Genomic DNA, 24,572 nt, shown 5'->3' with positions numbered 1-24,572 from the left:
GAGAAAACAAAACCGATGCCAAATCTGATCTCTGTCGCGGTCGAAGCACTCACAGGGGAATGGCAGATCAACCTCGAGCAGCGCGTCCCACGCAAAGAGCTCTACAAAGCACGCATTGCCTCCTCAAAACCGTCCCTGGGCTTCTTTCTGCTGCTGCTGTGTTCAGCGGTCATTGCCACTCTCGGGCTGATTTCCAACAGCACCGCCGTGGTGATCGGCGCCATGATCGTGGCCCCGTTGATGGACCCGATTCTGAGCCTGGCCTTTGCTCTGGCCATCAGCAACAACACCCTGGCGAAACGTTCCCTGCTCACCATTTTCCTTGGTGTACTCACGGTGGTGGGCACAGCGGCATTCCTGTCGATGCTGCTCGATGTGAGCGAAGTCAATCGGGAGATGATCTCCCGGACAGCCCCGAACCTGATCGATCTCGGCATCGCCATCGCCGCGGCCGTTGCCGGATCCTTCAGCATGACGAGAGCGGGGTTGTCGAACTCGATCGCCGGTGTCGCCATCGCTGTGGCCCTCGTGCCTCCCCTCTGCGTCTGCGGCATCGGCTTGAGCCTGGGCCAGGAAGTGGTGGCAGTGTTCGGACGGGGAACAGTGGCGGGGATCACCAATCAGATCGCCGAGGGGTCGCTCCTGTTGTTCCTGGCCAACCTGATCGGGATCACCGTGGCCAGCCTGTTCATTTTCTTGATCCAGCACTACGGATCGGTGGCCCAGAGCTGGCGCAATCTTCTGGTGTGGCTCGGTCTTCTGGGTTTGCTCGCGATCCCCCTGTCCTCATCCCTGCGCGACTTCAGCAACAAGCAACAACTGGATGGCCAGTTCGCCAGTTTCAAAGCCGGGCGGGTGCGTCAGTTTGAACTCACCCGGAAAAATCCCTATCTCTGGCAGAGGGTGCGCGTGCTTTACAGCAACGTCCGTGTTGTGGATAACAAAGCCACGGTTGATCTGGTGCTCAGTGCACCGAAAGGACTGGTCACCGATGGAGTGGCACAAGAGCTGAATGACCGCATTTCCAAACGTGCCCGGACTGATCTAGGCCTGGATGACATCAGGACCACCATCAGCGTGATTCCCAATCAGATCTTTAAATACAAAGAAGCCTCGGAGCCATCCTCATGACCCAACAGGACTATCAGAGGCCCTCGGTGTTTCGTTGGATCAAAACCGACTGCGGTCGCGCCAAATATGCCGACCTGAGTGCACGAAAGGGATTGCGGGCCAGAGGCCGGTTGATCTGGTTTGTGCTGATCGCCGCAGTCCGCGACTGGCGCCTCCCGGATCCCGATCAACCCGCCGGCTCCTGATCAAGCTCTGATCCCTCCTGCAAGGCCTTGCGAGCAGCGCGAGCCACCAGCCACACAACGGCAACGGTGGCCAGCACACCGACAACCCGCAACACCCAGGCCTGAGGAGTCGTCTCCCCCGCCAACACCTCCCCGAAACGAGCAGCGCTTCCAGCCAGCGCACCAAGCGCGCAAAACAAGATCGTGCCAGGGATGATGCCGATCAGGCCAAGGTTGTAGTCCCTCAGACTGACGTCGCTAAGCCCATAGGCGAGGTTCAGCAGAGAGAAAGGAAAGGCCGGAGACAGCCGGGTGAGCAGCACCAGCCGGAAGCCTTCACGGCTCACCGCCTTTTCGATTGCAAGCAGTTTTGGAAAGCGCTTGAGGCGAGCTTGTGCCCAGCCACGCAATCGATAACGCCCCAGCAAGAAAGCGGCTTCCGCCCCGAGCGTGGCTCCAGCGAACACGATCAGGCTGCCCCACCAGGTGCCGTACAGCGCTCCCGCCAGCATCGAAGCCCAGAGACCAGGCAACAGCACGGTGACCCAAACCGCATACAGGGGGATGAACACCAGAGCTCCTAACGGTGTCTGCAGCCACTGCAAAACGGCCTCCGTACTCAGCAGATCGCTCACCATTCCCTCTCCCAAGCCCAACAACCGTTCCATGGGCATGGCGTTGAGCGCAAGTGCCAACGATTTGGCATCACGGGATCGCTGGAGTCACTATGGAGCTCGGTTACAACCGATAGCGACACCCTGCGGACGCAATAGAAGACCGATGAAACGAGAGCTTGGGCAACGTTTATTGATCCTTAGGTTCAAGCTCCTTGGCTTGGCAGGAGCGATTGGCCTGCTCAGCGCATGCAGCAGCACGGACGAAGCCCGTCCCACCCTGATCCGAGTCGTGCGCACCTTGCCCTCCCAGGAGGTGGTCACCAGCGAAGAAAGCTCACGAGACCGCGATGTTTTGCGCAATTTTCAGACCAGCTTGCGGGCTGTCATCCCTGGGATAAGGATCCAGCCCTCCCTTTACTCGGCATCCAGTGTCCAATCGGAACTGCAACGCCAGACCAACAGTGGACTGGGGCCTGATCTGGTGATCAGCGATGCCCAGACCATCCAGGCTCTGTTCACAGCACGCATTCTGGATTCCGTCCCGGTCACACCTGAACAACGCCAGTCCATTCCAGCGGAGCTACTCACGCGCGTGAGCACGAGCGACGGGGCAATCACTGGATTGCCGGTGTCCCAATACATCCAACTGGCCTGCTACGACAAACGCAAACTCAAAAGTCCACCCAAAACTCTGCGCGAACTGGCCCAACAAAGCAGTGAAGGAAGGATTTTCGGCCTCACACAGAACTTCGAGAATCTCTATTGGAGTGTGGGCAGCTATGGCGCTGGAAACGCGTTGATCAGCGCCCTGCGTGGAGAAACACCGACAACGCAGGATGTGAACCAGCTGGTGCAATGGCTCACCTGGCTACGGGCAGCAAGCTTTCAGCAGAACGTTCTGTTCATGAACGATCAGGCCACCCTCCGGAAACAACTGATCGATGGAAGACTCCACTGGATCAGCTGCTGGAGCTCCCAGCTGCCCCAACTGCGGGAAGCCTTAAAGGACAATCTCGGCATTGGGCTGTTACCGGCAGGACCTGCCGGGAAAGCCACACCGGTAAGCCGGCTGCAAGTGTGGGGCCTCGGACGGAATTCCAGCCGTCAACAGCGGCAGAAAAGCTTGGAACTGATGCAATTCATTGTTCTGCCCTGGGCACAGAAAACATGGGCCCTGCGGTACCGCACCTCTTACCCGGTCAACCCAGCAGCGGCACAAATCATCAATCGCGAAATCCCTGGATTCGAAGACCTTTACCTCAGCACAGACCAGGATGATATTCGCATTGGTGATGAAATCAGGGCAGTGCTAAATCAAAACCCAAAACTCGAACGAGTGATGCAATTCACACTGAATGATGTGATTTTTGGCACAGAAACTCCAAGCCAAGCTGCCGCAACACTGAACACCAAACTGGGACCGTCGTCATGACCATCACCTCTCTCATTCTCTCGGTGTCCCCCAGCGACATTCTCATCGAAATGCTGAGCTGGCTGGCCTTTCTGCAGCGCTGGTCGGTTCTGTCCCAGTTGCTAGTACTGGCCGTTGTCGTGGTGATTGCACGCACGCGCAGCATCCAACTCGATCCCAAGCGTTACCGGTTGCAAGCACTGTTTCCAGAATCGATCCGTGTTCTGCTTGGCCCTGCACTAATCCTGATCCTTGCGGCTGTCTTTGCTGTATGCCAAGCACCCTTCGGGCTGTTGCGTTATTTCGGACTGCTATGGCTGGGCTGGAATCTGTTCACACCTTTTAAATCACTCGTTAAGCAGGTCAATCCGAGGTTCCCAATCGAAGAGATTGAAAGCACATTTTTCAAACCTGTCTATGTGATCACGGCCACTGTTTCAATGCTCAGCCTGCTCGGCAGCCGTGAAAATCTGGCGCGGATCGGAATCGCCAACCTCTTTGAAGTCGAGATCACCTTGGGCAAGGTCTATACGGCGATCGTGGCGATTTATCTGATCGTGACGATTGCATCGCGGCCTGCAGCACTGATGGCCTGGGCCAGTGGCACGATCTTCGGGGTGCGTCAGCAGAACCGGCGTGGCATGGAATTGCTGTTCCGCTACAGCGTGATCGCCATCGGCATTATGAGCGTGGCGTACTACATCGGCATCAATGGCAATGCATTCATCGCCATCGCCGGTGGTTTATCAGTGGGCATCGGCTTTGGAACCAAAGAAATCATCTCCAATTTCATTAGCAGCATCTGGCTGTTATTTGAAGGTTCCGTGCGCCCAGGCGAAATCTTGATGATCAATGGAGATCCCTGCACCGTGCGCAAGCTCGGCCTTAGGGCAACACAGCTGAAGCGTGGCCGTGACGGCGCCGAACTGCTGATCCCGAATCAGACCTTCTTCACACAAGAAGCAGCGTCCTACACAGCTGCTGAAACGGCACGTCGCGACAGCGTTGAAGTCGGCGCTGCCTACAACCACGACCCCGATCGGGTGATTGAGCTGCTGCTCGCGATTGCAGAAGACCATCCCAAAGTGAAGCAATACCCACCAGCGTCGGCTTTCGTAACGGCATTCGCCGATTCATCGATCAACTACAAAGTGCTCTTCTGGGTGGCCAACCCTCTGGATGCCTTCGCCGTCGGCAGCGATCTACGCAGGGAGATCTGGAAACGCTTCGAGAAAGAAGAGATCACGATTCCCTTCCCCCAACGCCAGGTTTACCCCATGCAGTGGCCACCAAGTCTTCAACAAAGCCTCAGCACCAATGCACCCACAGAAGAAAACAGGACGAGTCCAAAGCAAGAAAACAACAGCTAAAATCTCAACCCCTGTCGCTCTAGACCCATTCGGGAATTCACAACAACTGCGGTCAACCGCGTTGAATTTCTACACACCAACACCGGCCTTGTGGTGGGGTCCTTGGTGCTGGTGGGTGCGTGGCTGTGTCTGCAACTTCTCAGCCGCCATGGTCGCAACCTCGGGAGCAATATCAGCCGTAGCTTGAGGAGGCCAGTGCTGATTGGCCTAGGGCTCACACTCTATGGAACCTGGATCACCCATCACATCAACCAGCGTGTTGATGTGATGGAACAGCAACTCCTGAACCGTCTTGCAGCGTCCTTGGTGATTGTCACGATCAGCTGGGCAGTGCTGAATGTGGGAAACACAATTCTGGAATCGGCGTCCATGCGCCGCTGGTTGCAGATGGACAACGAACAAGACGAAGCCATGCTTGTCAACCTGCTGGGTCGTCTCTACACCATTGTCGCGCTGCTGATCACAACAGCCGTATTAATGGTGAACTTCGGTATTCCCTCTGCGGCCATTGCAACCCTGCTGGGTGGTGCAGGAATCGGCTTCACCTTTGCCACGCAACAGATCAGCCAGAATTTTCTTTCAGGCTTCATGCTGTTCTTCAATCGACCCTTTAAAGAAGGCGATTGGATTAACACTGACAACCTGCAGGGAACCGTGGAATCAATCGGCTGGTACTACACAAGAATCCGCACATTCGATCGCAGGCCACTGCACATCCCTAACTCGATTTTTGCGACAAAACCGATTGAAAACCCAGGCCAGATGTACAACAGGCGCATTCTTGCCAATATCAGTCTGCGCTATGAAGATATCAACAAAGTCGCAGGAATCACTCATGAGGTCAAAAAACATCTCCAGCATCATCCTCAGATCGATCAGGAACAAATCATCCTTGTGAATTTCAATCAGTGGGATGCATCATCCATCAACATGATGGTGTATTGCTTCACCAAGACAACGGTCTGGGCCGAATGGCTTGAAATTCAGCAATCCATATTCCTCGACATAGCAGGAATTGTGAGGCGGAGTGGGGCCGATTTTGCCTTCAATTGCATGACTCTCTACCCAGCGTCGTCCAGCACTCCAAAGCAATGGACTGCATTGATTCCGCAAGATGCATCTTGAACACGCCCGGGAATGTCAACTCGACGCTGAGGTGTAAGAGCGCAGGGCAAACAACCAGAAGGCTCGCGCCGCCGCAAAGAACAGCACAGCCAAACCACAACCCGCCATCAGCATCGGTGCAGCGGCTTGTCCAAGCAACACCTGGGCGGGAACCGTGGTGAGAAAGGCCACCGGCAGCACCAATGTGAAGAGCAGGCGCAGGACCGGCGGATAGGCATTGAGGGGGTAGCGGCCAGAGGCCAGAAGAGCTCGTAACACCTCCGTGGCATTCCAGGTTTTGACGAACCAGATGCTGGTGGCAGCGATCAGAAACCACAGTGAATAAAGAATGAAGCCACCGGCCAGCAGCATCACCAGCACGGAGAAAAAGGAGGAAAGCGTGAGCACCACACCGGCCTGATGGCTGCCCCAGGCCAAAAGCCCAAGCCCCAGACCGATCTCCGGCAGCCCTGCCGGAGACAGCGTGCGCAGCGACAGCCAAAACTGACTGTCGATCGGCTTGAGCAGCACAAAGTCCAGGGTGCCCTCACGCACATGGGTGACAATCGCGCCGAGATTGGGGCGCAGCCAGGTGGTAGCCATGCCGTCGAACACGGTATAGAGCCCCTGCACCATCAGAGCCTGGGCCCAGCTCCAGTCCCCCAGAGTCTGCTGCGGTCCATAAAAGAGCGAAAGCAGAAACAAGCTGCCGCTAAGGCTCATCGCCACCGCCAGCAGCTCGATCAACACATTGGCCTGATACTCCAGCTGCACCGCAAGAGCGGTGCTCCAAAAGCGACGCAGGGTTCTCCAATAGCGCCCCATCAGGCCCCCATGGCGCTGTAGCGCCGCACTCCGGCCCGCCAGAGCAGCAGCACCAGCGGCAACAACAAAGCGATCCAGGCCAGTTGCGCACCAAAACCCGCCAGCAGATCCACCGGCTGGCCCGCCAGCACCCGAGCCGGGAAATCGATCAGATAGGGGAACGGGGTCCATTGGGCCCAGGCGCGAACCGCCGGCGGGAAGGCCGTGAGCGGCGCCAACAAGCCCGAAAGAAACAGAAAGGGAATGAACTGGAGCCGCTCCAGGGCACTGGCCTTTTCACTCCAGAAGCACAAAGCCGCAATCAGGCTCTGAAACAAAAAGGCGATGGCAAAGGCCATCCAGGTGGCGAGCCAGGCCAGCAGGAACCCGCCCACCGACGGCAACCAGAACGCCTGGGACTGCACTACGAAGAACACCGCCGCAATCAGAGCCGCGAAGGGCAGACGCGTGAGCTGCTCACCGAGATGCGCCGCCACGTAGCGCCAGAGCGGGTGCAGCGGTTGCAGCAGGTAAGGGGAGAGCCGACCCATCAGGGCGTCTTCCTCGAAGTCGTACACCACCCACACCACCGAAAACTGGCGCACCAGAAAGGCACTGAGGAAATAGCGATCCAGGGCCACCCCATCAAGACCCAGCCCCGAGCGCGCATCACTGCCGCTCCAGACGCTGAGCATGATGAACGGCAACACACCGGAGAGCGCCCAGAGAGCGATCTCGGCGCGGTACTCGAGCATGTGGGCGTACTGGGTGCCCAGCAGCACGCGGATGATCCGCCGGTTCAGCCCGAAGATCCGCATCAGACGCGCCCCTGCCGGAACAGCCCACCGATCAGTTCCTCAATCGGCGGATCGGTCACATCCAAGTCGCGCACCTCGAAGCGCTCAAGCAGCTGGGCCACCACGGCGGTGAGCTGATCCCTTGAAACCAGCAGCCGCACATCACAGCCTTCGATCCGCTCCAAGCGCCCCAGACCCGCGAACACCGAAGGGGCAACAGGGGATTCCAACTCCAGTCGCACCTCCCGCTCCGGCGCCAATTGCTCAGCCAGGGAGTCCAGCGGCCCATCGTGAAACAAACGTCCCTGATGGATCAGCAACACCCGCGGGCACAGGGCTGTGATGTCAGCCATGTAATGGCTGGTGAGCAGCACCGTTGCCCCCGTACGGCGGTTGTACTCAGCGAGGAACTGGCGCACCCGGGCCTGGGCATTCACATCCAGACCCAGCGTGGGCTCATCGAGGAACAGCACCTCCGGCTCGTGCAGCAGCGCTGCCAGCAGCTCAGCTTTCATCCGCTGACCCAGGGAGAGCTTGCGCACCGGCCGGGTGAGCTCCTCCCCCAGCTCCAGCAGATCAGCCAGTTCGCTGATCCGTCGCCGAGCCACAGCATCGGGGATGCCGTAGACGGCCGCATTCACCCGCAGCGAATCCATCGGCGGCAGATCCCATAGCAGTTGCTGCTTCTGGCCCATCACCAGGGTGATCCGGCGAAGAAACTCTGCCTGACGGCGCTGGGGCCGGTGGCCCGCCACCTGCAAGTCCCCGGCGCTGGGGTGGATCAAGCCGCAGAGCATCTTCAAGGTGGTGGTTTTGCCGGCGCCGTTAGCGCCGAGAAAACCCACCATCTCGCCAGCCTCAATCGCAAACGACACGTTCTGCACCGCCGTCACGTCCCGGGTGCGGCGGCGGACGAAATGGCGAAGGGTGCCAGCTAGCCCTGGCTGCTTCTCAGCAACCTGGTAGATCTTGGACAGCTCCGAAACGCTGATGAGCGCCATGCCTCGCGTTGCCGGGTTGCTGCGAAAACTGTAACTAAATCAATTTTGACAAGCCGCTTGAGCAAGGGTGGCTTCACGATGTTCTATTGCTGATCTCTTCTCGGAAAACACAAACAGTTGGACTGCCAGACAGTACAGAACGGATCGGCAGCCCAATAAAACCAAGTTAAATTCACAAGCAATATGAACCCTGCGGCTCCTACCGTGCGCTGCCTGAAAACCTTCAACAGACTCTTAGCAGGATCACTAGCAATCCTGCTGAGCAGTTGCGCAAGCCTGAAGGCGCCAAGGACACTCTTTATTACTTACGCGATTGACGAAGAAGATTTCAGAGCCGAAACAACCCAAATACGATCGCTCCTGAATAAATACACCGAAGCATTTCAACGCTCCAATCCAGACGTGAACGTTGTTTTCATTAACTACAAGTCAAAGAATTTTTACGACCAGGTCGCCAGAGACAGCAGCCTCAACCTTGGGCCCGACCTGGTCATTACAAATCAATTTTCAGCGCCTGAATTGCTCGCTCGCGACCTCATCATGACACTCCCTAGTCAGCAAGATTTTGATGCCATTTATAACCAGCCCATCCAATCAGTAGCCAAAACAAAAGCTGGGTATTTGTTTGCACCATGGCTAATCAACACACAAATCGCATGCTTCAACAAAACAAAAATAAAAGACCCTCCAAGCACGATTCAAGAGCTAGAAGAACTCAGCGCCAGCGGGAAAAGATTCGGACTGGTAACCAAGCCTTTTGAGCTTTTCTGGACAGCGGGCACGCAGGGAGCGATCTCAGAATTCAGCTCACTTGGAAGAGGAATTACATCAAATCAAGCATACCCAGGCATCCAGGCGTGGCTTGAATGGCTACAACGGGCCGCCCTCTACAAGAACATCTCATTCCATGAGAGCTTCAGAGAATTGAGTCTCAAGCTGAAAAACAATCAACTCGACTGGATTACATGCTGGGGCGGCGCCGCACTGGAAGATCTCAAAAAGACGATGGGGAACAAGCTCGGAGTCGCCGCACTCCCGAACGGCAGCAGCTCAAAAGCATATCCAACTCAAGGATTTTACGGCTTCTCACTAGGGAAAGATTCCAGCCAATCCCAACGGACTATGGCATTGAAATTCATCACATCCAATGTGAACGTCATCGCACAGAGAAAGATTCAGCTCGACGATTTAGGACTCCTAGCAGCCAATCAAAACGTATCCATTCCACCTGAAATCTCAAAAATTCAATCCGCCATCAATACATCCTATAACAAGCAATGGCAGTCTTACTCTAAAGAGGAACCTGGAATACAAAGCTACGGAGAACGATATGGAGATCAAAGCAAAACAATTGCAGATCTTATTGATGGCTCTGTCGACGTCGATGAAGCCTTGAAAATCCTCACCACACCACAAACAAACTGATCACCATGGAGGCACTAAAGACAGAGATCGTGGGTTGGCTGGGCTACTTGGACAGGTGGAGCGTGAGCTGGCAGATCGCTTTTATCCTTGTTGTTGCGATTTCAGTTGCATTCACCCGCCGGACGACGACACTCTTCAACAACAGTCAACCACTTGCCAATCTTGCTGGCCCTCTAACCCTAGTGGGCACGGGACTGCTTCTTGGGATCGTGCCAATCCCATCTGGCATTATTCTTCAAGTGGGACTCTTCTGGGCACTCTTTAATACTGTCAGCTGGATTGAATCAAAACTAAAAATCAATAACCGCAAAAATCAACTTGCAGCGTTACTCAGCAAAATCGCGAAGCCCGCAATATTGGTCTGGGCGATTACTTATTTTATTGCAAGACTCAGCAGCCTGTCGGCCATAAGCATTGTTGGAATAGGCAATTTTTCAAACACTGAGTTCGCCATCGGCAACACCTTTTTACTTGTCATTGGATTGTACTTAATCTTAGCAACGAGTCAAACTTTTGCAGCACTTACAGCCTATGTGATTCAACTAATTCTCAAATACGATGATCGGACACGCAAACTACTTCAACCTCTTTTCCAGTATTTGATCATTGCCTGTGGCCTGGTAGCGCTTGCATTATGGGCAAATTTTGACAGCAGCACTCTGCTCGTTATCTTCGGCTCATTAAGCATTGGCCTGGGACTCGGGCTACAACAACCAGTCTTGAACTTTGTTACTGGAATCTGGCTCTTACTTGAGGGTTCTATCAAACCTGGCGAAGTTCTAATGATCGACAATGAACCTTGTTTGGTGAAGAAGCTTGGCTTAAGGGTCATCTACCTAAGCAGACAGCGTGATGACGCGGAACTGCTGATTCCCAATCAAATCCTTTTTCAAGCGAAAGCGGAATCATTCACCGTAGGAGAAAATAACAGACGAGAAACAATTGAAATTGGAGCCGCTTACCACCATGATCCCCAACTCATCATTGGTTTGCTGGAGGAGATTGCACAATCTCACGACCGGGTTCTCAAAAAGCCGATGCCGAAAGCATTCACGATCGATTTTGCCGACTCATCAATCACCTACATACTCAAATTCTCTGTTCGCAATCCACTTGATGCTTTGACAGTCAGCAGTGAACTGCGTCAGCAGATCTGGACTGCCTTCGAAGAGAACGACATCACCATTCCCTTTCCCCAGCGCCAGGTGTACCCCATGGAATGGCCTCCCAAGGACAAGAAAACACTTGGCTGACAAAGGCCAGGTCGAGATCAGCTGAGGTCGGCCAGACGCTTGCGGGCCAGATCGGCCTGGGCCTGCTTCTCATCCAGGTTGGCCTGGCATTCCGCCACCACCTCTGGCGGGGCCTTGCCAGCGAAGTTGGGGTTGCCCAACCGGCCTGCCAGTCCCTTGATCTCCTTCTCGGCCTTGGCGATGTCTTTTTCCAGGCGGCCCTTGAGCGCATCGAGATCCACAAGCCCTTCGATCGGCAACAGCACCTGCAGCTCACCGCTCACCCCCGCCAGGGCCTTGGCCACTGGAGCCGCATCAGCTTCCGCCGGCGTCATCACCGCCACCGACTCCGCCCGGGTCAACGCCGTGATGTCGGCCGTACCCTTGGTGAGCACAGCCGCCAGCTCGCCGCGGCCGGTGACGAAGCGCACCGGCACCGATTGGGAGGGCTTGAGGCCCGCCACCGCCCGCAGGTTGCGCACCAAGCGGATCGCACCGATCAGCTCCGCGAAGGACGCTTCCAAGGCATCATCCAGAGCGCTCTCATCCCGAGCCGGCCAGGACTGCAGGGCCAGGAAACTGGTCTCCGGTTCGCCGGTGACGCTGTGCCAGAGCTCCTCGGTGAGGTGGGGCATCAGCGGATGCAGCATCAGGTGCATCTGGCTGATCACCTTGGCCAGCACCTGCTTGGCCACCCGTTGATCAGCCAGGGCCTCGGCTGAGGGGTTCTCACCGGGATTGAGCCGGCGCTTGCTCAGCTCCAGATACCAGTCGCAAACGTCGTTCCAGGCGAACTCGTAGAGGCCCTTGGCCGCTTCACCTAGGCCATAGCTGCTGTAGCGCTCGGCCGTCTCCCGGTTCACCCTGGCTAGACGCGAGAGGATCCAACGGTCCGCCAACTGCAGGGCCTCAGGGACGGGCTCACCGAGTTGGGCCGGCGTCTCGCCGCCCAGGTTCATCAGGGCGAAGCGGGTGGCATTCCAGAGCTTGTTAGCGAAGTTGCGCGAGGCCTCCACCGTGGCGGAGGTGTCTGTCTTGCGGTCGTAGTCCAGGCGGATGTCCTGACCCGCACCCGCCACCTCCCGCACCAGGGCGAAACGCAGGGCATCGGTGCCGTAACGGTCGATCAGCAGCAGCGGATCGATGCCATTGCCGGCGCTTTTGCTCATCTTGCGGTTCTGCTCGTCCCGCACCAGGCCGTGGATGTAGACGTCCTGGAAGGGCATCTCGCCGGTGAAGGCGCCGGCCATCATCGTCATCCGGGCCACCCAGAAAAAGATGATGTCGAAGCCCGTCACCAGGGTGCTGGTGGGGTACCAGCGCTGCAGGTCAGCGCTATCGGCATCGGGCCAACCCAGGGTGGAGAAGGGCCAGAGGCCACTGGAGAACCAGGTATCGAGCACGTCTTCGTCCTGCTCGATCTCCGCCGCAGCGCCGTACTCCGCCTTGGCTTTCTCCAGGGCTTCGGCTTCGTTGCGGGCCACCACATAGGGCGTGGTATCGGTGTAATGACCGCCGGTCTCGCTGATCACGAACCAGGCGGGGATGCGATGGCCCCACCAGAGCTGGCGGCTGATGCACCAGTCGCGAATGTCGGTGAGCCAATCGCGGTAGACCTTCTCCCAGCGCTCGGGGATGAAGCGTGGATCTTGCTTCTCCAGTGCTTCGCGGCAGCGGGCCGCTAGGGGCTCGGTTTTGACGAACCACTGGGTGGAGAGCAGCGGCTCAACCGGCACCTTGCCGCGATCGGAATAGGGAACGCTGTGGCGGTAGTCCTCCACCTTCACCAGCAGACCCAGCTCCTCCAAGCCGACCACCACGGCCTTGCGGGCCTCAAAGCGATCGAGCCCCTCGAACTGACCGGCCTCACTGTTCATCGTGCCGTTTTTGCGCATCACCGTGATCTGGGGCAGACCATGGCGCTGGCCGATGGCGAAATCATTGGGGTCGTGAGCGGGCGTCACCTTGACGCAACCGGTGCCGAAGTCTTTCTCCACGTGGTCGTCGGCCACGATCGGAATCTCACGACCCACAAACGGCAGCGTGAGGGTCTGACCCACCAGGTGGGCATAGCGCTCATCGGTGGGATTCACCGCCACCGCCGTATCACCCAGCATCGTTTCGGGCCGGGTGGTGGCTACCTCCAGATGGCCGTCGCCGCTGCTGAGCGGATAGCGGAAATGCCAGAGATGCCCGTCCACCTCCTTCATCTCCACCTCCAGGTCGCTCACCGCCGAACCGGAGGCGGGGCACCAGTTCACCAGGTATTCACCGCGGTAGATCAGGCCCTGCTCGTGCAGGCGCACGAAGGCCTCCTTCACCGCCTCGCTCAGGCCTTCATCCAGCGTGAAGCGCTGGCGCTTCCAATCAACGGAGTAGCCCAAGCGCCGCAGCTGGCCCACGATGCGGCCACCGCTTTCGGCCTTCCACTGCCAGGCCCTCTCCAGGAAGGCGTCGCGGCCGAGGTCGTGGCGGGTCTTGCCCTCCTCTTTCAACTGCTTCTCGAGGATCGTCTGCACCGCGATCGAGGCGTGGTCGGTGCCAGGCAGGCAGAGCACGTTTTTTCCAGCCAAACGCTGGTAACGCACGATCGTGTCAATCAGTGCTGTGTTGAAGGCATGGCCCATGTGCAGGCTGCCGGTGACGTTCGGTGGCGGGATCACCACCGAAAACGGTTCACCAGGCGCTTTGGGGTCCGGATGGAAGGCTCCCTGGTCGTCCCAGGCCTGTTGCCAACGCGCTTCCGTACCAACCGGGTCGTAGGTCTTGGCCAGTTCGGGCACGGAAACGGTGCAATGCGTGGGCCATGCTCGCAAAGAAGAGAACGGCCAACTCAGAATGGCGCCAGCATCTCGACCCTTGATCGTGAACCTGCGGATCACAGCAGGACTGCTTCTTGTTGCCCTGGCCCTGAGTGGTTGCAGCGCGTTATCAACGGCAACGCCTGTGATGCTGTACGTGGCGATGGTGATCGGCAAAGACGACCGCATCAGCAGTGACACGCAGAAAGACGCGAAACAGCGGGTCGATCTGATCATCTCCAATTTTCAGAAGCTGTACCCAAATGTTCAGGTGCAGCTGGCTCTTTACCGGCGCTCGATGCTGATGGCTGAGCTGCGCAGTCGCAGTAAGGCAGATCTTGGACCGGATCTAGTCCTAACTGATGCACAGCAAGCGAAAGCACTCCTTCGCGAGGGGCTCACGGATCCCTTGCCACAAACCGAACGCAGCAGCAAACAGACAGACTCCGGCATTCTCAAACACGTGCGCCTTCAAGATGGACGACTGGCAGGGCAGCCCTTGGTGCTGTATCCCCAGATCGCCTGCTTCAACACCCAGGCCATCGCAGCGCCACCGCAGACTTTGAACGAACTGCTTCAGGTTGGTGCTGCAGGCGCTCGCGTAGGCCTTTCCGTTGCCATGAATGAGGTGTTGTGGACGGCAGGGAGTCTCAATGCTCTACCAGCACTCGCTGCTGCAGCCCGCAACCAATCCCTATCAGCCGACCAACGCGATCGCATCACCGGCTGGCTGACCTGGTTGCAACAAGCCAGCAATCAACGGAATCTCACCTTTTTTGAAAACCAAGGTCAGCTGACCACACTGCTTGGCAATCGAGAACTGGATTGGATCAGCTGCACCTCAGACATGCTCTTTCGTCTGAAAGACCGACTCGGCGACGACCTCGGCATTGCTCCGTTGCCGAGTGGACCCAACGGATCGGCAGCACCCATGAATTTGCTTCGTGTTCTGGCCTTAGGCAAAGACTCAAGTGCACACCAACGCTCAATCGCAATCGCCCTGAGTGATTACGTCACAAATCCACTTTTACAGAGAAATCTTTCGCTGTTGTCAACGTCATTCGTGCCCGTGAATCCTGACGTGATGATTGCCACGAAAAGTTCAAAAAACCTAGCCGCTTTGGAGTTGGCCCTGAAAGATTCACAGATCCAGGGAGACAACCTAACCGCCATCGAGGGAGACGGACCGACCACCGAGACGATGACAAATCTTCTGATTCCGCTCGTGTTTGGCGTCAGCCAACCTCAAACCACTACCGATGAACTCATTTCGATTCTGAGCCAGGAGTCATGAATCAGCTGTTCTGGGAAATCATCGGTTGGCTGGGTTATCTGCAGCGCGCCTCGATCGTGTTTCAACTGCTGCTGATTATTGCGCTGGTGATGGCCTGGCGCTTTCTGCGACAACACCCCAGGCTGAAGACGATTCCCAAGCCTCTGAGCCTCCTGATCGCCCCAGCTGGACTGGGGCTGATCAGTGCCTTGGCGAAGAGCCTGGGCTGGGATGCAGGGCTGCTGAGCTACCTGGGTTTGAGCTGGCTTGGGTGGAACTTTCTGAGCTTGATGGATGGTCTACTCCAGCAACTGATGCCTGCACCGAGGGTGCATGAACTACAGAGTCGACTGGTCAAGCCTCTGTACCTCACCACCGTGGTGCTGATGTTCATCAATCGGCTTGACAGCATTAAAGATCTATCGGTGATTGAACTCGGCCAGGTGTTCGGCGTTTCGCTCACATTGGGCAAATTGTTCACATCCCTACTCGTGAGCTATCTGTTGCTCGTGGGCACAGGTCCCCCCACGGCTGGTGTTTCCTGGTTGATGCAAAAAATACTCGGCTATTCCGAGGGAAGTCGTAAGGCTATTGAACTGATCATCCGCTACGTGGTCGTTGGTATAGGAGTCACGGCTGTGGGATTTCACATCGGCCTGAATGGAACCGCCCTGGTAGCGATCGCTGGAGGACTCTCCGTCGGCCTGGGCTTCGGGATCAAGGAAGTCTTTTCCAACTTCATCAGTGGCATCTGGCTCCTGTTTGAAGGATCCGTCCGTCCAGGCGAAGTGCTGATGGTCGATAACGACCCCTGTGAGGTCCGAAAGCTTGGCCTCAGAGCCACCCTGCTGTGGCGCGATCGCGACAACGCGGAACTCCTGATTCCCAATCAGATGTTCTTCACGGCTCAGGCCACCAGTTACACCGCCACTGACCGCCTACGCCGGAGCGAGATTCGCATTCATGCCGCCTATCGGCACGATCCACGCCAGGTGTTGCAGCTGCTGGAGGAAACTGCCCTGAATGTTCCCAAGGTGTTGAAGAATCCCGCCCCCAGAGCCCTGCAGATGACGTATGGAGCATCGGCAATCGAATACTCGCTGCGCTACTGGATCGCCGATCCCATGACCAACATCACCATCGTGAGCGAAGTGAATCAGGCGATCTGGACGGCGTTCAAACGTGAAGGTATCGAAATTCCTTTCCCGCAGCAGGTGAACACGATTCAAAAGAATCGACAGCTCATGAGCGAGACAGACGGGCGAGAAAGGCCTTAGAAGCCCCGGCATTGATCCACCCCGTTGCAATTGTTTTGCTGTGGGTCTTGGTGATACGGCCCCGGTGAATGTGACTGGGACCAGCCGGGAAAAGAATCAACTTGCCCCGCTCGGCGGCTTCGTGATGGTGCTGCCAATGAAACTCGGTACCAGCCTCAGGCACGGTGTCGCAATAAAGAATCCAGGCGAGAACACGGTGCACCGGTTCGGTGGCCTCATCGCTGATCGTCCAGTCGCAATGCCACTGCCGGAAACCCTCCCCAGGGGCATAACGCTGCAGATTGAAGATGGGCATCACGAACAACTCCTGATCCGGACACACCTGCCGAAAGAGGGGCCGTTCGTCCAAGTAGCGGACAAGCGCGGCACTGACCCCACGCAGAATCACCTCTGCAAGGGCAAAGGCCTCCGCATCGGTGCGATCGATGGCCACGAGGCTGATGTCTGTGCTCACCTTCGCGGGTTCCGCATCGCCGTCAGAGCCGAAGGCAATGCCTGGTCGTTGGAGGTCCGTACGACGATCAAAGAAGGCCATCACGGCATCAGCGACAGCCTCGAAGCCGGCATTGCGGTAAGAAGCGATTAAGGGGGCCTGCTCAATCACAGTCGTCCTCCCAGGGAATGGCCACCACCCCCTCCAGCTGCTGCCATCGCCCCTGATCCTGCACCACCTTTTGGATCAGAGAGACTCTCTCGAGTGCCCTCTGGAGGCGATCGGGGGCCAGAACCGAGGGATCACCCGGATCCTGGGACAGAAGCAACACCTGCTGCTCAGCCGGATCCGCGAGAACCTGAAGCTCAAGATCAGGCAGCTCCCGTTCAAAAAACGTGCGCCGCAACCGCGATGTGATCCGTTCGCCAAGAGCAACGGCGAAATGCTCCAGGCTTTCGGTGTCACCTGACAGACCGCAGTTCAAAGCCAGCCAGATCATCAGTTTGGCCCAGCTGTCCACCGTCCAAAGCGGTTGAAAACTCTCGCGGTTCTGTCGAATCAGCTCACCAAAGGCGAAATCCACCAGGGTGCCCTGGAGCTGTTCGGAATCCGGTAAACCCATCCTGATGCTCAGCTGAAGACATCCTCCTCCCCGGAGGTCAGACTGGTGCAGCGCGCTGAGCCTGACAATGACCCTGGATCTCAACGATCCCGAACTCGAATTCTCGGATCTGGTGTACGCCTATCAGAGCTGGGTGATGGCGGTGATCAACGACGAAAAACTGGACAGCGAGGACACCCTCCTCACGGACGAGATCACCGAAGATGCCCTGAACGCGATGCGCTTTCTTCCCGGTGAAGTGACCAGTGCCATCGAAACCTCTTTGGCAAGGGTCTACGACGTGGATGCGGACGAACTGGCAGGGCTGCTGTTCCCCGAGGACTGATCCAACCAGCGAGACTGAACCCAACGCTGACTTTCCCACTCCATGGGTTGGACCATCGAAGACATGCCTGATCAGCAAGGTCGGGTCGCCCTGGTCACAGGAGCGAACAGCGGCCTTGGGTTGGAAACCACGCGGGCACTAATCGGCCGTGGCTGCACCGTGCTGATGGGCTGCCGCAGCGCTCGCAAGGGTGAAGCAGCCCGTGCCCTGCTGCTCGAGGCAGGCGGTTCAGGGTTGGATCTTTTTGAGCTGGATCTCTCGGATCTGACCAGCGTGGCGCGTTGCGCGAGGGACGTGGCGGACCGTTATGGACGTCTGGACCTTCTGATCAACAACGCCGGGCTGATGGCTCCTCCACGCATGCTCAGCCAGCAGGGCCATGAAATGCAGTTCGCGGTGAATCACCTGGGTCACTTCGCCCTAACTCAAGCTCTGCTGCCCTTGATGAACAACCGCCCGCAGGCGCGGGTTGTCACGGTGACCTCCGGTGCCCAATATTTCGGAGCGATGGCCTGGGACGACCTCCAGGGAGAGCAGCGCTACGACCGCTGGAAGGCCTATTCCCAGAGCAAGCTCGCGAATGTGATGTTCTCCTTGGAACTGAATCAGCGGCTGCAGGCCTCCGGAAGTGCGGTGCGATCCCTCGCAGCCCACCCAGGACTGGCTCGCACCAACCTGCAACCGGTGTCGGTAGCCGCTACAGGAGCCTGGCAGGAAGCCCTGGCCTATCGACTGATGGATCCTCTCTTCCAGAGCGCTGCTCAAGGAGCCCTGCCCCAGCTCTATGCCGCCACGGCAAGCGCTGCCGGAGGCGGTGAGCACTACGGCCCCGGTCAGCTGGGCGGAATGCGCGGTGCCCCCAAACAACAGCCGGTGGCCCGTGCCGCCAAGGATCAACACCAGAGGCAGCGCCTCTGGACAGTGAGTGAATCACTGACTGAGCATCACAGCGCTGCAGTGTGAACACAACGAGGATGGAACGTGGAAATGCTGGCCGTGATCGCCAGCTGAAACTGCTAGAGGCACTGCAACGCTCCGAACAGGAAATGACAGGCCAGCAGCTTTATCGCTGCCTCCAGGACAAACCTGGAGCGATGGGACTGGCCACGGTGTACAGGAACCTGCGCCAACTGCAGCGGCAAGGGAAAGTACGCTGTCGTCATCTGCCCACGGGTGAAGCCCTCTATGCGCCAGTGGAGCGTGACCAACATCACCTCACCTGTGTGGACTGCGGCAAGACGGAACGTCTTGAACACTGCCCGATCCATGGTCTGCACGTGGAGGCCCCAGAAGCGAAGGATTTCGATGTGATCTTCCACACCTTGGAATTTTTCGGCCTCTGTCACAGCTGCCGAGATCGGCGCTGAACACACAGCCAAACCCTGAATTGAAGTAGGCGATGTTGGGATCGAACCGGCGACAATCTCCTTGTAAGGGAGCTTAACTTTTACTTCACTGCAACAAGTCTCGGGGAAACTTGAAAAACTGTGCTCAGAAGTGTGCACAAACAGGCCGCGTCGCCAAAACCGCAGGGCCACTGATTAACCTTTAAGGAACAATCACGCGACATGAGGCATCCCTCGTCGTCATTCCTGACAGCAAGAAGGGAGCAGCCGTCGGATCTGCAACAAAAGCATCACGTAGTAAAACAGCACTGCCATCACAGTCATTTTGGGGCAGCGATGGCTCCAGAAGTGAAAGGTATCGCTGCAGCGAGATCGGCTTCTGGAGTAGGGCGCAGATCGTGCTCAATCAGAGATTTACTTACCGAGATCACAATGGCGATGGAGAGGCTTGCGAGTGCTCGAGACAACGTTCAACGAGGAGAACTCGCAGGGATTTTGCATACTTCTCACAAGACAGCAACAAAAATACTGGCAATCGGCAGGAAATTTATCGCATTTCTGAGTAAGATTTCGTTACAGGAGATCCGTCAACTAGAAGAGTATCTCTACCAACAACTCTCGATGAAAAGCAATGACTTGCAGAAAGAACATCAAGATTCCTCTGCCAGCAATTATAGCACTCAGAATGAACTTTTTTGGCAGCCCGAATGTCGGGGTCCAAGGCCATTATCTCATCACTTCTTTTCATTATTTGCCGGCAATTACGACGAAATTCACAAAACAATGTATTGACAACGACATCATCGAATCTGCCAAAAAAAGAATCGTTGAAGTAATTTCTAAGAAGCACATCATTCTTTTTTTTATTAAGAATGTCATCCTCACGCCTCCTAGCAGAAAACAATGGATTGTCCTTTAAAAGACATGGATCCATTTTCTCAGAATGAGTTATCACGAGCTTCCTTAAGACGAAAGTAATATCTATATGAATGAGAACGCAAGACGGGAGAGACTCCTCTAATCTCAGCCTGGGTATGTGATATGATTTGAAGTAAGAATGCTTGCCTTTTGCAACTTCATATTTTTTGTACTCCTTTCCACTGCGGTCTTGATTCGTCAACAAAAATAGTTCGTGGTATTTTTCGCCAAAAATCCTCAAACTATTCAAATATGATTTGCGAAGAAGAGTTGTTTTACCACTGCCAGATGCCCCTGCGAGCAAAAACAAAGTTTTCATATTGAATGCTCGAAAGACTCTCCACGAAGTAAACTGTCTGGTTTTGATTAGAATAATCAATAATTATACCAGCAACTCGATTTCAATTGCTGTATAATTTTTTACACCCTCTTGCACAGGCAGTCCATAATGTGCTATGAAAATTGCTTTTTAAAAAAACAAACACTTTATAACTGCAATTCTAGTCGTCACAAAATAAACGCCTGGTTTTCCCTCCAGCTCCTTTTATACTTAAGATCAATTCAGTAGTTGAATAGAATCCTCAACCTCAAAGTTGATTGATGGAATGGCGAAATTCATTCGACCACCTCGATGCAGTAGTTCTGGAAGCATTCAGAGCGCATAACGAGGCAATCCAATGTGCCTATTCTGGATTTTCTAAGTCGGTGAGATCAGGAATCAAACGTATCCGAGTGATGCTGGTAGAAGATCTCACCAATCCACTCCTTAGCACCTTCTAGAAGGTGGCATCACCTGCCGCCTTTTTATTGCTTGCGGGCAGCCGAACCCTGAAGGGTCCTCAGTATCTCTCCTGATCGTTCTTGTACTCCTCAGCAAAGGGCAAAAGAAAACCTGCTGTCATTGCGCTGATGGTGGACTGAAAAACGCCAATCCTCACGGCAGAAGAAGCCGACAAGGGCAAGCAGGGCGAGTGGTTCTCGCTATTCATCTCCCGACAGAACTTTCACACCGTCAGAAATGGCAGAGTTTTGATTGCCTACCGCAACCCAAAGGCTTCAGGAAGAACACTCTCAAGAATCTTCAGAGCTTCAAAGTGTTGAAGTTTTTCATGCGCTTTCATGCGTAAGGCCCGTCCATGTGGAGCGCGGGCATCGATCAGGGCAGAACTCTCGGAAGCTTCGGCTTTTGTTCATTCAATGCAGGTCCAGCAACAATCGACAACAGCTTGAGCAGTGCCTCTCTGGTCTTGTCAGGAGTGCGCTGCATGGGGATTTCTCGCGAACGACAAGGATGCCCCTCACAAACTCATCTTGGTGTTAAAGGTCTTTGGATAACTCCCAAACAAAGAAGAAAGTCCCCCTCCCGGTGGACAAACAACCTGACTGATGCGTGTGTCACGGATTCAAGCCCCAGCCCTCCTGGCACCACTGCTGCACCGATCTCAGTCGTAGTGAAGGTCTCAGGTTTTTTTGAGCATCCAGCCTTTGCGCGTTTTTTTTGAGCGGAAAACAATGGGCAAAACAACAAAACCAGTTTTGGCGTTCGCCCAAAACGGAGTGACTGCAGTTGATCTCGGAGTGGGCGATGCTGGGATCGAACCAGCGACAATCTCCTTGTAAGGGAGGTGCTCTACCGCTGAGCTAATCGCCCGATGTTGAGATTCTGCCTGATCGCGGCAGGCTGGGTCACGGATGAACGACTGCGATGGCCTTGGGTCGGGATCATGACCGCGCCACACTGATGGTCTGTGTGCCCGCTGGCCTGCTCTCGGGGTTCTGGCTGGGCTTGGGGATGGGCGTACTCACAGCCGCGGCCTTCGCCTGGGGAGGGCTCTGGCTCTCTCCCGATCTCGATACCCGCTCGAGAGCCCTGAAGCGGTGGGGACCACTGGGCTGGATCTGGCGTCCATACCGAACGCTGATCCCGCATCGGTCACTGTTCTCCCATGGACCTTTGATCGGCACAGGACTGCGACTGACCTGGTTGATGACCATTGCGATGGTGGTCTGGTTCGGACTGACCGCCCTCCCTGGCTGGTTGTACCCCACACCCAGCCAGGGACTTCCGGTGGTTCTTCAATGGGTGCGCCAACATCCCAGTCCACTACTCGCTGTTCTCCTTGGGCTGGAAACCAGTGTTTGGCTGCATCTGATCCTTGATGGTGATCCTCTGCCCGCTGAATGGCCCCGATGCTGGCCTCGCAGACGGCGTCGGTGAGAGGGTGGCGCCAGACGCCGACAGCTCCATGGCTCAGCACGCCACGGTTCCTGGTGATCAGGATCCCCTACGCCGCCTCGAACGCGTGGTGGCACACCTGCGGAATCCAGAGAACGGATGTCCCTGGGACCTGGAGCAGACCCATGCCTCCCTGGTGCCCTACGTGCTGGAGGAAGCCCATGAGGTGGCAGATGCAATTCGCCATGGCGACGACCGGCATCTGAAAGAGGAACTGGGCGATCTGCTGCTGCAGGTGGTGTTGCACGCCCGGATCGGTGAAGAAGACGGCCGCTTCGATCTCAATGCAATCGCCACAGCCATCAGCGACAAACTGATCCGCCGCCATCCCCACGTGTTCGGCGAGGCCACGGCGGAGAGCAGTGACGCCGTGCGTTTGAGCTGGGAGGCCATCAAGGCCGCGGAACGGGCGGAACTGACGGGAGGGGAGCGATCCTCCAGCCCGCTGAGCGATCAACTAGCCGGAAAAGTGCGAGGGCAACCGGCCCTGGCCGCTGCCATGACCATCTCGCGCAAGGCCGCCAAGGCCGGTTTCGAGTGGGATGCCATGGACGGCGTGTGGGGGAAGGTGCAGGAGGAACTCGACGAGCTCAAGGACGCCATCGCCTCGGGGGATCGCCGCCATGCCCAGGATGAGCTCGGTGATGTGCTGTTCACTCTGGTGAATGTGGCCCGCTGGTGCGGCCTTGATCCCGAAGAAGGACTGGCTGCAACCAATCACCGCTTCCTGGATCGTTTCTCCCGAGTTGAGAGTGCTTTGAAAGGAGATCTGCAAGGCCGGAGCATTCAAGAGCTCGAGGAGCTGTGGCAGCAAGCGAAAGCTGCAATCCGCGCTGAAAACGCCCAGTCGCCTTGATCACACTCAACCCAGCTCCTTCTGGAGAAAGGCGATCACTTCCCACCACGCCTGGTCTGAACACTGGGGGTCCCAGCGTTCACCGTCATCACGCATGAAGGTGTGATTCGCCTTGTAAAGACGGGTTCTCTGCCGCAGTCCAGGCACTGCAGCCAGCTTGGCGAGGATCGACTCGCGGGGTGGCTCTGGCACATGGGGGTCGAGGCTTCCGAAGATCGTGAGCAAGGCCCCCTGGATCTCTGTCGCGCGCTGAAGGGAATCGGCTCGGTCTGAGCACTGCACACCATCCTGGAGTCCAGTGGGATAGATGCAGGCGGTGGCCTGAGCTGCAGTGTGCGTGTTTCTGGCGTTGTTGTTCCCCCGCAGCCGACCCATGGCATCGGGCTTGATCACCGCACCGATCCATTCACGGCGGTGGAAGATCTCTGGAGCGGCCACCACGTAGCCATAGCCCGCTAGGCGATCCGCCAAGCGCGTGATCGGATCACCAAGCTGAAGATATCGAGATAGAACAGCAGACCAGCCCAGCGACCCTCAGGCTGGGGCTGTGCGACGTAGAGACGCATCAAGCTTCCATTCACAGTCAGGCCGATGGTGTCTCGTCTGATCTGCACACTGTGGCTGGCCAATAACTGGAAAGTAGGCCGTATTGATGCCCGATGGCATCAGAAATGCGGGTTGACGGATTCAGCTTGGGAACCCCAAAGAGCACGCTTGACCTGACCGGCCTCTTTGATCAGCAATCGCGCTTGAGCTCGTGTGGAGCAGCTCTTTGCTCTCTCCTCGATCAGCAGCAGATCAAGGAGGTTATCCACCGGTCGCCTATCGCTCGCATTCGTCATACCCAAACCTTCTATCCATCTGCACCTTAACCAGGTCATAACCAAGCAATCCATCAGTAGAATTACTTAGTCGTCCGTGGATGGACGCGTTTGTCGGCGGCGCTTGAGCTCGCTGCGCCGGCCCTTGGCATCGAGCCTGCGTTTTACAGCTGCACGCCCAGGACGGGTGGCGCGGCGCTGGGGTGGGGGTGGCTTCAGCCCTTCCCGCAACCAATCCGCCAGACGAGCCATCGCCCGCTGACGGTTTTGCCACTGCGATCGTTCCTCAGCGACCACAACCCTGAGGCAGCCATCCTCCAGACGCGACGCCAGCTGCTCCTTCAACCGCGCCTTGCGAAAAGGACCCAGCACCCGGGAGCCTTCCACATCAAACCGCAGCTCAACCCTGGAGTCGGTGGTGTTCACCCCCTGCCCTCCTGGGCCGGATGCGCGGGAGAAGCGCCAGTGCAACTCGGCAGCTGGAATCACCAAGCGTTCGTTGATTCGCAGCTCCTGAACCAAAACAACGCGCCTCCTTGCCTTGCGACATCCACGACGCCGCCGGAGTCGTGGATATCAGTCTGAGGCCACCGCTCAGGGGTGGCAAA

25 protein-coding genes and 1 tRNA gene are annotated in these 24,572 nt (G+C 56.7%); 15 read left to right on the top strand and 11 right to left on the bottom strand.

The features are described 5' to 3' along the window. Positions 1 to 15 precede the first annotated feature (15 nt). Together ACLM45_RS09980 and ACLM45_RS09975 are read left to right on the top strand one after the other, a co-directional pair. The gene (locus ACLM45_RS09980) at positions 16 to 1,131 is read left to right on the top strand and encodes a DUF389 domain-containing protein (protein ID WP_415409098.1); all 1,116 of its coding nucleotides are present in this window, start codon (positions 16 to 18) and stop codon (positions 1,129 to 1,131) included. Next, positions 1,128 to 1,316, top strand: a complete 189-nt coding sequence (locus tag ACLM45_RS09975; RefSeq protein WP_006042821.1) for a hypothetical protein — start codon at positions 1,128 to 1,130, stop codon at positions 1,314 to 1,316. Before ACLM45_RS09980 ends, ACLM45_RS09975 begins: the two co-directional genes overlap by 4 nt. On the opposite strand, the gene ACLM45_RS09970 is transcribed toward ACLM45_RS09975, so the two are convergent. Further along, complete coding sequence (locus ACLM45_RS09970; RefSeq protein ID WP_415411411.1) at positions 1,298 to 1,933, bottom strand: TVP38/TMEM64 family protein; 636 nt, start codon at positions 1,931 to 1,933, stop codon at positions 1,298 to 1,300. The two genes, ACLM45_RS09975 and ACLM45_RS09970, sit on opposite strands and share 19 nt — an antisense overlap. Positions 1,934 to 2,075: 142 nt before the next feature. Between ACLM45_RS09970 and ACLM45_RS09965 the strand changes: the two genes are divergently transcribed. The 3 genes from ACLM45_RS09965 (at position 2,076) to ACLM45_RS09955 (ending at position 5,818) form a co-directional block, all read left to right on the top strand. Next, positions 2,076 to 3,344 (top strand): extracellular solute-binding protein, encoded by a 1,269-nt coding sequence (locus ACLM45_RS09965; protein WP_415409097.1) that lies wholly within the window; start codon positions 2,076 to 2,078, stop codon positions 3,342 to 3,344. Next, positions 3,341 to 4,693, top strand: coding sequence for a mechanosensitive ion channel family protein (locus tag ACLM45_RS09960; protein WP_415409095.1), 1,353 nt, complete (start codon positions 3,341 to 3,343; stop codon positions 4,691 to 4,693). Before ACLM45_RS09965 ends, ACLM45_RS09960 begins: the two co-directional genes overlap by 4 nt. A gap of 102 nt (positions 4,694 to 4,795) precedes the next feature. Further along, positions 4,796 to 5,818, top strand: a complete 1,023-nt coding sequence (locus ACLM45_RS09955) for a mechanosensitive ion channel family protein (RefSeq protein WP_006042817.1) — start codon at positions 4,796 to 4,798, stop codon at positions 5,816 to 5,818. A 15-nt stretch (positions 5,819 to 5,833) separates the two neighbouring features. On the opposite strand, the gene ACLM45_RS09950 is transcribed toward ACLM45_RS09955, so the two are convergent. Genes ACLM45_RS09950 through ACLM45_RS09940 form a run of 3 tightly spaced genes read right to left on the bottom strand, consistent with a single transcriptional unit; the run spans position 5,834 to position 8,399 of the window. Continuing rightward, on the bottom strand, positions 5,834 to 6,622 hold the full coding sequence (locus tag ACLM45_RS09950) for an ABC transporter permease (RefSeq protein WP_415409094.1): 789 nt from the start codon (positions 6,620 to 6,622) through the stop codon (positions 5,834 to 5,836). After that, on the bottom strand, positions 6,622 to 7,419 hold the full coding sequence (locus tag ACLM45_RS09945; RefSeq protein WP_415409092.1) for an ABC transporter permease: 798 nt from the start codon (positions 7,417 to 7,419) through the stop codon (positions 6,622 to 6,624). Before ACLM45_RS09945 ends, ACLM45_RS09950 begins: the two co-directional genes overlap by 1 nt. Continuing rightward, a complete protein-coding gene (locus tag ACLM45_RS09940; protein ID WP_415409091.1) occupies positions 7,419 to 8,399 on the bottom strand; it encodes an ABC transporter ATP-binding protein in 981 nt (326 codons plus the stop codon). Before ACLM45_RS09940 ends, ACLM45_RS09945 begins: the two co-directional genes overlap by 1 nt. A gap of 204 nt (positions 8,400 to 8,603) precedes the next feature. On the opposite strand from ACLM45_RS09940, the gene ACLM45_RS09935 reads away from it, so the two are divergent. Both ACLM45_RS09935 and ACLM45_RS09930 read left to right on the top strand, forming a co-directional pair. Further along, positions 8,604 to 9,824 (top strand): extracellular solute-binding protein, encoded by a 1,221-nt coding sequence (locus ACLM45_RS09935; protein WP_415409090.1) that lies wholly within the window; start codon positions 8,604 to 8,606, stop codon positions 9,822 to 9,824. Between the two features lie 5 nt (positions 9,825 to 9,829). Continuing rightward, positions 9,830 to 11,077: a mechanosensitive ion channel family protein gene (locus tag ACLM45_RS09930; protein WP_415409089.1), complete on the top strand. Its 1,248-nt coding sequence runs from the start codon at positions 9,830 to 9,832 to the stop codon at positions 11,075 to 11,077. A 17-nt stretch (positions 11,078 to 11,094) separates the two neighbouring features. Here the strand turns inward: ACLM45_RS09930 and ACLM45_RS09925 are convergent, their stop codons facing one another. Continuing rightward, the gene (locus ACLM45_RS09925; protein ID WP_415409087.1) at positions 11,095 to 13,839 is read right to left on the bottom strand and encodes a valine--tRNA ligase; all 2,745 of its coding nucleotides are present in this window, start codon (positions 13,837 to 13,839) and stop codon (positions 11,095 to 11,097) included. Here ACLM45_RS09925 and ACLM45_RS09920 point away from each other — a divergent pair. After that, positions 13,823 to 15,151 (top strand): extracellular solute-binding protein, encoded by a 1,329-nt coding sequence (locus ACLM45_RS09920; RefSeq protein WP_415409086.1) that lies wholly within the window; start codon positions 13,823 to 13,825, stop codon positions 15,149 to 15,151. The two genes, ACLM45_RS09925 and ACLM45_RS09920, sit on opposite strands and share 17 nt — an antisense overlap. After that, a complete protein-coding gene (locus tag ACLM45_RS09915) occupies positions 15,148 to 16,407 on the top strand; it encodes a mechanosensitive ion channel family protein (RefSeq protein WP_415409084.1) in 1,260 nt (419 codons plus the stop codon). Before ACLM45_RS09920 ends, ACLM45_RS09915 begins: the two co-directional genes overlap by 4 nt. Here ACLM45_RS09915 and ACLM45_RS09910 read toward each other — a convergent pair. Next, positions 16,373 to 16,942, bottom strand: a complete 570-nt coding sequence (locus tag ACLM45_RS09910; RefSeq protein WP_415411410.1) for a 2OG-Fe(II) oxygenase — start codon at positions 16,940 to 16,942, stop codon at positions 16,373 to 16,375. The genes ACLM45_RS09915 and ACLM45_RS09910 overlap by 35 nt on opposite strands. Positions 16,943 to 17,003: 61 nt before the next feature. Then, positions 17,004 to 17,462, bottom strand: a complete 459-nt coding sequence (locus ACLM45_RS09905; RefSeq protein ID WP_006042807.1) for a hypothetical protein — start codon at positions 17,460 to 17,462, stop codon at positions 17,004 to 17,006. 67 nt (positions 17,463 to 17,529) lie between these two features. Between ACLM45_RS09905 and ACLM45_RS09900 the strand changes: the two genes are divergently transcribed. The 4 genes from ACLM45_RS09900 to ACLM45_RS09885 all read left to right on the top strand — a co-directional run bounded on the left by ACLM45_RS09900 (position 17,530) and on the right by ACLM45_RS09885 (position 19,925). Beyond that, positions 17,530 to 17,787, top strand: a complete 258-nt coding sequence (locus ACLM45_RS09900) for a hypothetical protein (protein ID WP_006042806.1) — start codon at positions 17,530 to 17,532, stop codon at positions 17,785 to 17,787. 42 nt (positions 17,788 to 17,829) lie between these two features. Beyond that, positions 17,830 to 18,750, top strand: coding sequence for an oxidoreductase (locus ACLM45_RS09895; RefSeq protein ID WP_415409082.1), 921 nt, complete (start codon positions 17,830 to 17,832; stop codon positions 18,748 to 18,750). A gap of 11 nt (positions 18,751 to 18,761) precedes the next feature. Then, the gene (locus ACLM45_RS09890; protein ID WP_006042804.1) at positions 18,762 to 19,154 is read left to right on the top strand and encodes a Fur family transcriptional regulator; all 393 of its coding nucleotides are present in this window, start codon (positions 18,762 to 18,764) and stop codon (positions 19,152 to 19,154) included. A gap of 315 nt (positions 19,155 to 19,469) precedes the next feature. Then, on the top strand, positions 19,470 to 19,925 hold the full coding sequence (locus ACLM45_RS09885; protein WP_415409081.1) for a hypothetical protein: 456 nt from the start codon (positions 19,470 to 19,472) through the stop codon (positions 19,923 to 19,925). Between the two features lie 1,705 nt (positions 19,926 to 21,630). Here ACLM45_RS09885 and ACLM45_RS09880 read toward each other — a convergent pair. After that, positions 21,631 to 21,702 (bottom strand) — tRNA-Val (locus tag ACLM45_RS09880). Between the two features lie 54 nt (positions 21,703 to 21,756). On the opposite strand from ACLM45_RS09880, the gene ACLM45_RS09875 reads away from it, so the two are divergent. Continuing rightward, positions 21,757 to 22,269, top strand: coding sequence for a metal-binding protein (locus ACLM45_RS09875; RefSeq protein ID WP_415409080.1), 513 nt, complete (start codon positions 21,757 to 21,759; stop codon positions 22,267 to 22,269). 28 nt (positions 22,270 to 22,297) lie between these two features. Beyond that, the gene (gene mazG, locus ACLM45_RS09870; RefSeq protein ID WP_415411409.1) at positions 22,298 to 23,143 is read left to right on the top strand and encodes a nucleoside triphosphate pyrophosphohydrolase; all 846 of its coding nucleotides are present in this window, start codon (positions 22,298 to 22,300) and stop codon (positions 23,141 to 23,143) included. Between the two features lie 6 nt (positions 23,144 to 23,149). On the opposite strand, the gene ACLM45_RS09865 is transcribed toward mazG, so the two are convergent. The 3 genes from ACLM45_RS09865 to arfB form a co-directional block, all read right to left on the bottom strand. Further along, complete coding sequence (locus ACLM45_RS09865) at positions 23,150 to 23,614, bottom strand: dienelactone hydrolase family protein (protein WP_415409079.1); 465 nt, start codon at positions 23,612 to 23,614, stop codon at positions 23,150 to 23,152. Next, entirely contained in the window at positions 23,599 to 23,757 is a 159-nt protein-coding gene (locus tag ACLM45_RS09860; protein WP_415409077.1) for a hypothetical protein, read from the bottom strand. Before ACLM45_RS09860 ends, ACLM45_RS09865 begins: the two co-directional genes overlap by 16 nt. 294 nt (positions 23,758 to 24,051) lie before the next feature. Then, positions 24,052 to 24,486 (bottom strand): alternative ribosome rescue aminoacyl-tRNA hydrolase ArfB, encoded by a 435-nt coding sequence (gene arfB, locus ACLM45_RS09855; RefSeq protein WP_415409076.1) that lies wholly within the window; start codon positions 24,484 to 24,486, stop codon positions 24,052 to 24,054. Between the last annotated feature and the right edge of the window lie 86 nt (positions 24,487 to 24,572).

The sequence above is a fragment of the Synechococcus sp. A10-1-5-9 genome, from assembly GCF_047716785.1.
Taxonomy (GTDB): Bacteria; Cyanobacteriota; Cyanobacteriia; order PCC-6307; family Cyanobiaceae; genus Synechococcus_C.
Note: the sequence above shows the minus strand (reverse complement) of the source record. Positions and strands in the feature narration are given on the sequence as shown.

Excerpts from the sequence above, each read along its gene's own strand:
- ACLM45_RS09980 (WP_415409098.1), top strand. The coding sequence starts at position 16 with ATGCCAAATCTGATCTCTGTCGCGGTCGAAGCACTCACAGGGGAATGG.
- ACLM45_RS09950 (WP_415409094.1), bottom strand. The coding sequence starts at position 6,622 with ATGGGGCGCTATTGGAGAACCCTGCGTCGCTTTTGGAGCACCGCTCTT.
- ACLM45_RS09885 (WP_415409081.1), top strand. The coding sequence starts at position 19,470 with ATGGCTCCAGAAGTGAAAGGTATCGCTGCAGCGAGATCGGCTTCTGGA.
- ACLM45_RS09930 (WP_415409089.1), top strand. The coding sequence starts at position 9,830 with ATGGAGGCACTAAAGACAGAGATCGTGGGTTGGCTGGGCTACTTGGAC.
- ACLM45_RS09905 (WP_006042807.1), bottom strand. The coding sequence starts at position 17,462 with ATGGGTTTACCGGATTCCGAACAGCTCCAGGGCACCCTGGTGGATTTC.
- ACLM45_RS09875 (WP_415409080.1), top strand. The coding sequence starts at position 21,757 with ATGGCCTTGGGTCGGGATCATGACCGCGCCACACTGATGGTCTGTGTG.
- ACLM45_RS09910 (WP_415411410.1), bottom strand. The coding sequence starts at position 16,942 with ATGGCCTTCTTTGATCGTCGTACGGACCTCCAACGACCAGGCATTGCC.
- ACLM45_RS09970 (WP_415411411.1), bottom strand. The coding sequence starts at position 1,933 with ATGGTGAGCGATCTGCTGAGTACGGAGGCCGTTTTGCAGTGGCTGCAG.
- ACLM45_RS09945 (WP_415409092.1), bottom strand. The coding sequence starts at position 7,419 with ATGCGGATCTTCGGGCTGAACCGGCGGATCATCCGCGTGCTGCTGGGC.
- ACLM45_RS09965 (WP_415409097.1), top strand. The coding sequence starts at position 2,076 with ATGAAACGAGAGCTTGGGCAACGTTTATTGATCCTTAGGTTCAAGCTC.
- ACLM45_RS09915 (WP_415409084.1), top strand. The coding sequence starts at position 15,148 with ATGAATCAGCTGTTCTGGGAAATCATCGGTTGGCTGGGTTATCTGCAG.
- ACLM45_RS09890 (WP_006042804.1), top strand. The coding sequence starts at position 18,762 with ATGGAACGTGGAAATGCTGGCCGTGATCGCCAGCTGAAACTGCTAGAG.
- ACLM45_RS09900 (WP_006042806.1), top strand. The coding sequence starts at position 17,530 with ATGACCCTGGATCTCAACGATCCCGAACTCGAATTCTCGGATCTGGTG.
- ACLM45_RS09940 (WP_415409091.1), bottom strand. The coding sequence starts at position 8,399 with ATGGCGCTCATCAGCGTTTCGGAGCTGTCCAAGATCTACCAGGTTGCT.
- ACLM45_RS09895 (WP_415409082.1), top strand. The coding sequence starts at position 17,830 with ATGGGTTGGACCATCGAAGACATGCCTGATCAGCAAGGTCGGGTCGCC.
- ACLM45_RS09960 (WP_415409095.1), top strand. The coding sequence starts at position 3,341 with ATGACCATCACCTCTCTCATTCTCTCGGTGTCCCCCAGCGACATTCTC.
- ACLM45_RS09975 (WP_006042821.1), top strand. The coding sequence starts at position 1,128 with ATGACCCAACAGGACTATCAGAGGCCCTCGGTGTTTCGTTGGATCAAA.
- mazG (WP_415411409.1), top strand. The coding sequence starts at position 22,298 with ATGGCTCAGCACGCCACGGTTCCTGGTGATCAGGATCCCCTACGCCGC.